Source organism: Flavobacterium sp., assembly GCF_044368625.1.
Classification (GTDB): domain Bacteria; phylum Bacteroidota; class Bacteroidia; order Flavobacteriales; family Flavobacteriaceae; genus Flavobacterium.
This window is the reverse complement of the sequence record NZ_JBIPPD010000296.1, coordinates 1-3,081: the sequence shown is the minus strand read 5'-3', so window position 1 is coordinate 3,081 and position 3,081 is coordinate 1. Positions and strand designations below refer to the sequence as shown.

General features: G+C 36.9%; 3 protein-coding genes. All 3 read right to left on the bottom strand.

Annotated elements, in window-relative coordinates:
* Nucleotides 1-180: 180 nt before the first annotated feature.
* Nucleotides 181-1,008, bottom strand: a complete 828-nt coding sequence (locus tag ACIQ2X_RS15160; RefSeq protein WP_396179800.1) for a type 1 glutamine amidotransferase — start codon at nt 1,006-1,008, stop codon at nt 181-183.
* Between the two features lie 155 nt (nt 1,009-1,163).
* The gene (locus ACIQ2X_RS15155; protein ID WP_396179799.1) at nt 1,164-2,273 is read right to left on the bottom strand and encodes a carboxylate-amine ligase; all 1,110 of its coding nucleotides are present in this window, start codon (nt 2,271-2,273) and stop codon (nt 1,164-1,166) included.
* Nucleotides 2,274-2,359: 86 nt separating this feature from the next.
* Nucleotides 2,360-3,081 (bottom strand): RimK family alpha-L-glutamate ligase (locus ACIQ2X_RS15150; RefSeq protein WP_396179798.1); only part of this gene is annotated, 722 nt, incomplete at its 5' end.

The window sequence follows — 3,081 nt, the reverse complement described above, 5'->3', positions numbered from 1 at the left end:
CTAACATATTGCCACTTTTTTTTACCTAAATATACTCTTTTTGGCAATTTAACTTCGCTTTTTATTACTATTTTTATATACAAGTTATTAACAGACAGATTGTTATAACATATTTAAGGAATGACTATTTAAGTAAAAGATTATCAATACTTTAATGTACAATTATTGATGCTTCGGATACTAATTGGACAAGGTCTTCTTGTGTTTCATTACATCATTAATAGCAATTCGGAGAAAGTTGGGAATAATGGTTTCATTTGTTTTGTAAATTTTTTCTTCGTCTAGTAAATCTTCCAACATATCGCGAAACTTCTTTTTCCCTTTCATGGCAATAATTTTTTCACGGCGTTCTTTGCTTTTTAAATTGGCAATAAAACTTATGGGATCGGCTTCGGGATGAAATTGTGTGCCCACAAAATACTCTGAAAATCGAACCGCCATTATCGCTCTTTCATACTGAACATGATCTCGAATTTTTTCTAACGAAATAATTTTAGCCCCTTTCTTGGCAAACATATTTAACTTGGGTTGTACGACTTGATAATCACGAGAATCCACGGCATAAAAAGGGTCGGGTAATCCTTCAAATATAGGATCCGTCAAACCCAATTCGGTTTTGTGTACTTTCATAACACCAAAGGAAGTGTCTTTCCGCTTGTTAATTTCGGCCAAGCCAAAATGTTTACAAGCCATTTGAAACGAGTGACAAATAAATAAAACATGCTTTTTAACTTTCTGTTCTTTGTTCCATACCGTCAAATGGTCGATGAAATCATAGTATTTTAAATCCCAATTTCCGTCACCTTCCAAAGGATTTCCGGGTCCGCCGGTGGAAATATAAATATCAAATTTTTTAATATCCGGAAATTCACTTTTTCCACGTACGTCAAAAACCTGAAAAGTAACGATTTGATTGAAGCGATTGATGATGTCAATTATACACCGCATTCCTTGATTGGGTTCGCCGGCATACATATCCAAAACCGCGATTCTTATTTGATTGTTCATATTTTTTATTATAATGAAAGGTGCAAATATAAGTCTTTCAAAAGCAATGGCAATTTCAATATCAATTTCAATTTTAATATCAAATTCAAAATTAATTTCAGTTACTCACTTACGTATTCCAAGCTCCCCTCCTTTGGAGGGGTTGGGGGAGGATTCTACAACCCTACGGTAAATTGATCAGTAATCATGTCCACCACTTTTGTTAAATCGTTTGTTTTTTCAAAAACGGCCAGTTGTTTGGCGGCTCCAGTTCCTTCTCTTAAAATGTTATGGACGTAATTTATTTGTTCTCTACTACCCAATTCATCCACTACATCATCAACAAATTCAAGTAATTCCAAAATTAAATCGCTTGTGGCGACCTCTTTTTGCAATCCAAAATCAATCATATTACCCATCACTCCATATCGTGCGGCTCTAAACTTATTTTCTTTAATTAATGCCAAACGGTACACATTGAAACTGGTATTGGCGGCATTTAATTTGTATAATTTGGCAACAATGGCCTGAATGATGGCGGTAATACAAATGGTTTCGTCCATTGTCAAACTCATGTCGCAAATCCTGAACTCTATCGTGTTATAAAAAGGATGTAGCCTTAAATCCCACCAAATTTTCTTCGGATTGTCAATGCAATTCGTCTTGACTAAGGTTTCCAAAAAGTTGTCGTACGACTGAACACTGTCGAAATATTCGGGCAAACCCGTTCTTGGAAATTTGTCAAAAACTTTAGTCCTAAACGATTTGTAACCCGTGTTTCGACCTTCCCAAAAAGGGGAGTTGGTTGAAAGCGCAAATATATGAGGCAAAAAATAGGTTGCTTGATTCATCAATTGCAATCCAATTTCGCGATTTTCAATGCCTACATGGCAATGCATTCCAAAAATCAAATTGGATCGTGCGGCGTCTTGCAATTCGTTTACAATATGATGATAACGTGGGTCATCAGTAATGGGTTGGTCTTGCCAACGCGAAAAAGGATGCGTTCCTGCTCCACCCACAACCAAATTTTGTTTGGCAGCCAACTCTACAATTTTGCTTCGCAACAAACGAATTTCATCCTTGGCCTCGTGGATGTTTCTGCAAATAACTGTTCCAACTTCTACTACCGATTGGTGCATTTCTGCCTTGACTTGTTCGTTTAAAATGGTTTTCGCACCGTCCACAATTTTGGACAAATGCGACCGCAAGTCCCTCGAAACAGGATCTATAATTTGGTATTCTTCTTCCACACCCAGTGTGAAAATGGGTAATTTCTTTGACATAATAATTTAGTTTCAGGTTTCAGGTTTAAAGTTTCAAGCGGTTTTTTGACGAACCAACTTGAAACTTCAAAACTTGAAACATTTTATTACTTAGCTGCATTTTTAATGAAAGTTCCCCAAGTAAGATTCACTTGGCCTTCTTTTTGTTTTTTAGCAGCAGCAATGGCCATTTTAGCAGCATTTTCAACTACCCATTCGAAATTTTCTGGACCAACAGACGTATATTCAGCATCTGGTGCTGGATTTCCAAAATCGATAGCATACGGAATGCCGTCACGAACCGCAAATTCTACGGTATTAAAGTCGTAACCCAATCCTTTACATAATGTTAAGGTGTATTCTTTGATTTTTGCCATCAATTTTTTATCGCGATTCGGATTTTCAACTACATAACGCAAATGGTGTGGATTTCGAGGTTCATAAGGCATTATCAGCACGTCTTTGCAACCCAAACAGTACACACGGTAGTAGTCTTCAAAAATAATTTCTTCTTGAAGCATCATCACCAATTGACCAGTCTCTTGGTGTTTTTCCCAAAATTCTTCTTTATTTTCCAATCGGTAGACGTTTTTCCAACCACCACCTGCATACGGTTTCATGTAAGCTGGAAATCCGATGTATTCGAAAATGCCTTCCCAATCCATCGGATATTTTAAATTTCTGAATGACTTGGAAGTCGTATCCGTAGGATGTTCTGCAGAAGGCAGAATTACGGTGTTTGGTAATGGCACACCCAATGTGTCGGCTAAAGCATTATTAAAAAATTTATCGTCGGCACTCCACCAAAACGGGTTGTTGATTACATTGG